We start from the raw sequence: 4,553 nt of genomic DNA, 5'->3' as shown, positions 1-4,553 counted from the left end.
TGCCCGCCTCAATTATGAATCGCCACTCGTCGTTTATACTCAGCACATCACGTTGCTACAAGCACCAACAACCACTGTTAATTAACCCAGTGTTGCGCTTGCTCTTTGAAACCGCCAAGTTACCCCTTCAAAGCGTGGAGCAAAGCGCGAGGCCGAAGGCATCGAGTTCATGCTGCGGCAGAAGATTGCCAATTACAGCATGGCGAACCTAATGCCGGAAGTTGTAGCAAAGTATCGCGATGAACGAATGAAAACCATCGGAGCAGGGACGATCATTCGCGAGTTAAGCATCTTGTCCAGCATCATCACGCATGTCCGGAAAGAGTGGGGGCTGCCAACGTCAAATCCCTGCTCCTTCGTGCGGAAGCCACCAATACCGCAAGGGCGGAGTAGGCTCCTCGCCGCATCGGAAGAGATACGGCTACTTGAAGAACTCCAACCGATTCGCAGGCGAAGCCCATGGATGGTTCCCTTGGTGAAGCTGACGCTGGAGACCGTGATGCGACGGGGCGAACTGCTTACCATGCGCTGGGAAAACCTCCACCTCACCGCGCAGACAGCGCTACTTCCCATTACAAAGAATGGATCTGCGCAGATCGTTCCCCTATCGAAAAAGGCTGTAGCGATTCTTGAAGCGTTGCCCAACCGCAGCAGTGCTTGTGCCGTTTTTCCGATCTCGCACATGACGATGCATAACTGCTTCGTGGACGCATGTAAGCGAGCGGGGATTGCCAATCTGCGGTTCCATGATCTTCGGCATACAGCAACGGGCCGCTTGTAGTAAATCGCTCTAACACAAACACCTTAACTGCCATGTGCAGCACAGCACTTGAAAAGATATCACTATTGCCGAGGCTTACCCAACCTGTCCACCCCATCTACGAAATCAGACTTCGAGCGGAATTTGGATGCATTGCCAAGCACAGTGCGCAGGACATCATACGCAAAAAGTGTAAAGGTCACGATCAGCTCACTTTCTCGACGCCCATACTCTGTAGGAGCTGGCTGTTCGAGCAACCAGTATATCTGCTGAACAGTTTTCCTTACAAATAGGCCGTCGTCACCACCGGCATTAATCAAGAAACTCATCCGATTAGAGACGCTGTGAGACCGAGGCTCCATGTCATGTTTGAGCAAGACACCTTCAAGAGAAGAAATGCAGTTTCGCAAGCGATCTAGGGGGGAGACTAACGTCGTGCCTTTGGAGTAGTTCAGGATGCTGGCTCGAATTGCCAAGTCGAATTCACACAAGCCTTCCGTACTTACAAGAGATGCAACCGCGCCCAGTAGATCTGCCTGTAGCTCGGAAAGTTTGGGAGCAGACAAGCGCCACATACCAAGACGTTTAGGCAAAATTCCTTCGTTTAGCATTGCGCCATCACCGTATATCGTGATCAATTTCATCGATGGAATGCAGCCGGCACCTACAAGCCCGACTGGATTGAACATGGTTGACTGAGGAGCTGCGGGAGCGAAAAAGTTCAACAAGCCCACAGCGTCCTGAGCAATCCTAAGTGCCCGTTCAACTGCGAACTCGCGTTCCGCGTTTATGGACACGAACACTGCGGCGTTCCCTTGAATCTCCTTACGCAGCCTCTCGAAGAATTGGTCAACTTTAGCTTGATACTCTGGGGGAATTTTATCTGCTTTGCGTTCTAGCCGCGCCATAAATTCCGAGGTAACTGCCTCGATTCGTACTGGGCCAAAGTCAAATCCGTTTTCGACTTCCATATGTGAAATCGGTACGCAGACTTCGATTTTAGTCACACTACGCTGAGCCGCCTCGCTGAATGCTGTTGAGAATGGCGTCAGTCCACTTGGAAATTGCGTTCGAGCCCAATCAAAGAAGGTCGTCTCAACGAACTTTCGACTCAAGCTATTGCGAGCCCAATTGGCCTGAAACACAACGTCAGCCAAACTATCCAAGTGCTCATAGTCGGCCTCCCCTAGTCCATACGGCTTCCCCTCAATATCGAAGAACGAGAATCCTGAGTCACCGCTTTCTTCATCTCCCCAATGCATTATTGGTCCAATCACATCCCCGTCTGCGATCACAGTTGTTGGCTTTTCAGAAGGGAAGCCTTGTAGCACTTTTTTAAATTTAAGCTCTCGAATCGTTTTGAATATCTCAAACGAAATCTGATTTAGTTGTACATCCTGTGCCTGTGTGAAATGGAATGGCTCGCTGCTTACTGGCTCGGCGTGAACGATCGGCAGCGTGAGCTCATCGGTAGCATTTGCAACGTCTCTTTCAACTTGAAGCCGTTCCAACTCATTCAGGTCTTCGCGATGGTGTTCCGCCAACGTAGCGTCCAACCAACCGTGGAATTGATTGACCAACATCATGTACTCGTGTGCAAAATCGTGGATGTCGAGTTGCCCTTCGGCTCCCTCTAAGTATTTTCTGGCCACGGTATTCCAGCGGTCCCAATCCAATAGCGATGCCGTCTCGTACTGAATGCCCGTTTCCATAACACCAGTTCCACCGGAAGTCTCCGGACTCTTTGTGAACTTGATGTACATGGTCGAGTTGGGTAGACCTTTATGCACCATGTAGTTACGAAGGCCCTGTATAAATTGGGTCACAGGTGACTGCGCAAACGTCGCCACTACTTGCTTTTCATAGCGTTCCAAGACCTCCTCAGTAGCGTAATGCTCACGCATGAAAACTCGTGTGTGCTCAACAAGCGCAAGCGCAGATGAAACGAAATTGTGTATGTGCCGGTTGAGTTCTCGATGGGCCTGGAGTCCCGCCTCGCTGTTCCCTTCCGCCATGTATGCCATGCCTTGGTCCGGGTCCTTAACCCGCTGAGCTGCGTCGACTAGCGCGACGGCATTCATCTGAAAAATATTGAGGGAGAAACTGCGTTGGCGAGCACGATTAAGAAACTCCGCCCCCGCTGACTGGCGAATTTGGTGGAAGCGATCTACGTCTTTGCTAATGCTCATCATCTGAATTTTCTTAAAGCTGCTGAGATAGATTATGGCGTGAAAATAGTCAAATCAAGTTCGAGCTAATGCACTTAACCAACAATGCCAAATGTGAGGTATGCGTCATTAGTGTAGAAGCCTAGTCCACCGTTCGCCGGTAAATTGTTGTGCGAAAATTGCCTCATTGCATCAAGAATTGCTGCCTTCTTGAATGGCATGTGAATCACGCTTGCGCTACCGTTATCAATACGTTTCGCCAGTGCGTCCGGCCAATAGCTTCGCAAGGCAGCAGGGGCGCGAATCGGGACGCTGTAGTCCACATATGCGGCAATGATAGGAATCTCATACTTGTCCACAGCTTGTTCAATTTCAAATGGCACCCAGTCAGTGTCATACTTCGTTGTTTGACCGATAATCAGCACCATGTTTTTTGAGTTTCCCAATCGAGCGTGAAGTGACCGGCGTAACGTCGCGGCTTGGCTAGTATCCCTCACCGCCGAAGCCTTCTCGTGGCTATTCACCAGCGTAAAATCATCATCTGGTCTTGCTGACCATGCTCGCATTAGCTGATAGTAAGTGATGTCTGACTTGCCAGGAATGTTCGTTCCATTCGCATGAAATGCTACATAAGTGCCGTTACGGTATGCCATCATTTATCCTTCCAGTAGCTTTTCACATCCCTTAGATCAAGGTCGTCGAATCTATCTCGGTGCAACACAATACGAATTCGTTTCGTAATCTCACGGGCTTTTGTTTCCGTTATTGCGGACAGTATGATCAAGTTCAAGAGATCGCGAGTAGGTAGTCCAAGGCCCGACAGGCCGCTGCCAACAAGCGGCACGTTCAGCGGTAGCGCATTGCATTCGTTACGCGCACGCTTCCACAGTGAATTGACAGCGTTCCAAAGCATAGTTACGTCTGCGCTTGCCTTGCACGTCGCCGGGTCGGTGTGGGTTAGCGCATAGAGCAGGAATTGATCATTGTTTGCCTTCACCATGGCCGTAGCGCCAATCTCGTACTTGACATTTTTTCCTTCGACCTTGGACGGCTCAGGACTGGGCGAATAAGCGGCTAACTCGGTAATAAGCTGGTCGTCAAACGACAGAGGAGATCCACCGAAACACTTGGTGATTAGTAAGCCGTGGAGGCTGTTGGGCGACACGGGCTTTCCAATCTTGCTGTCGAAGTACTCATTCACAGCAATGGCTCTAATGCCGTCTTGGGCGAACAAATCCGCGAACACGATCTCAATGCAGGTCGCGCAATTGGCAACTGGGATTTCCACCTTGGATGGCTTCCAGACTCTCTTCAAGCCGTAGACGAGGCTGCCCAAGCTGAGGAGGCCGAGGACGATTGGATTTTTGATTCCTAACAAGGGCAAGAAGAAGTCGACCGCACTCGCCAACGTGAACAGGCCGCTAAAGCTAACAAAGGCCACAGCGAGGAGTTTCATCCAGTCGCGCTTTACTCCGCGACACAGGTCAGCGGTACCAGACTTAAAGCTCGGCGGTTTCAAAGAGCAAGCGCAACACTGGGTTAATTAACAGTGGTTGTTGGTGCTTGTAGCAACGTGATGTGCTGAGTATAAACGACGAGTGGCGATTCATAATTGAGGCGGGCAC

Annotated in this window: 4 protein-coding genes; 1 reads left to right on the top strand and 3 read right to left on the bottom strand. The window is 50.5% G+C overall.

Annotated features, from left to right (window positions below):
- The first annotated feature begins 169 nt into the window (after nucleotides 1-169).
- Nucleotides 170-781, top strand: a complete 612-nt coding sequence (locus tag ACQ4WS_RS25310; protein ID WP_436479707.1) for a tyrosine-type recombinase/integrase — start codon at nucleotides 170-172, stop codon at nucleotides 779-781.
- A gap of 62 nt (nucleotides 782-843) precedes the next feature.
- Here ACQ4WS_RS25310 and ACQ4WS_RS25305 read toward each other — a convergent pair whose 3' ends face one another.
- The 3 genes from ACQ4WS_RS25305 to ACQ4WS_RS25295 all read right to left on the bottom strand — a co-directional run bounded on the left by ACQ4WS_RS25305 (nucleotide 844) and on the right by ACQ4WS_RS25295 (nucleotide 4,384).
- Nucleotides 844-2,952 carry a hypothetical protein gene (locus tag ACQ4WS_RS25305; RefSeq protein ID WP_436479706.1) on the bottom strand — a complete coding sequence of 703 codons (2,109 nt, stop codon included), beginning with the start codon at nucleotides 2,950-2,952 and terminating at the stop codon, nucleotides 844-846.
- 71 nt (nucleotides 2,953-3,023) lie between these two features.
- Complete coding sequence (locus ACQ4WS_RS25300; RefSeq protein ID WP_436479705.1) at nucleotides 3,024-3,584, bottom strand: TIR domain-containing protein; 561 nt, start codon at nucleotides 3,582-3,584, stop codon at nucleotides 3,024-3,026.
- Complete coding sequence (locus tag ACQ4WS_RS25295) at nucleotides 3,581-4,384, bottom strand: macro domain-containing protein (protein WP_436479704.1); 804 nt, start codon at nucleotides 4,382-4,384, stop codon at nucleotides 3,581-3,583. Before ACQ4WS_RS25295 ends, ACQ4WS_RS25300 begins: the two co-directional genes overlap by 4 nt.
- Between the last annotated feature and the right edge of the window lie 169 nt (nucleotides 4,385-4,553).

This window comes from Janthinobacterium leeuwenhoeki, assembly GCF_051380795.1.
Classification (GTDB): Bacteria; Pseudomonadota; Gammaproteobacteria; order Burkholderiales; family Burkholderiaceae_D; genus Janthinobacterium.
This window is presented reverse-complemented; position numbering and strand designations above follow the sequence as displayed.

Excerpts from the sequence above, each read along its gene's own strand:
- ACQ4WS_RS25310 (WP_436479707.1), top strand. The coding sequence starts at position 170 with ATGCTGCGGCAGAAGATTGCCAATTACAGCATGGCGAACCTAATGCCG.
- ACQ4WS_RS25300 (WP_436479705.1), bottom strand. The coding sequence starts at position 3,584 with ATGATGGCATACCGTAACGGCACTTATGTAGCATTTCATGCGAATGGA.
- ACQ4WS_RS25305 (WP_436479706.1), bottom strand. The coding sequence starts at position 2,952 with ATGATGAGCATTAGCAAAGACGTAGATCGCTTCCACCAAATTCGCCAG.
- ACQ4WS_RS25295 (WP_436479704.1), bottom strand. The coding sequence starts at position 4,384 with ATGAAACTCCTCGCTGTGGCCTTTGTTAGCTTTAGCGGCCTGTTCACG.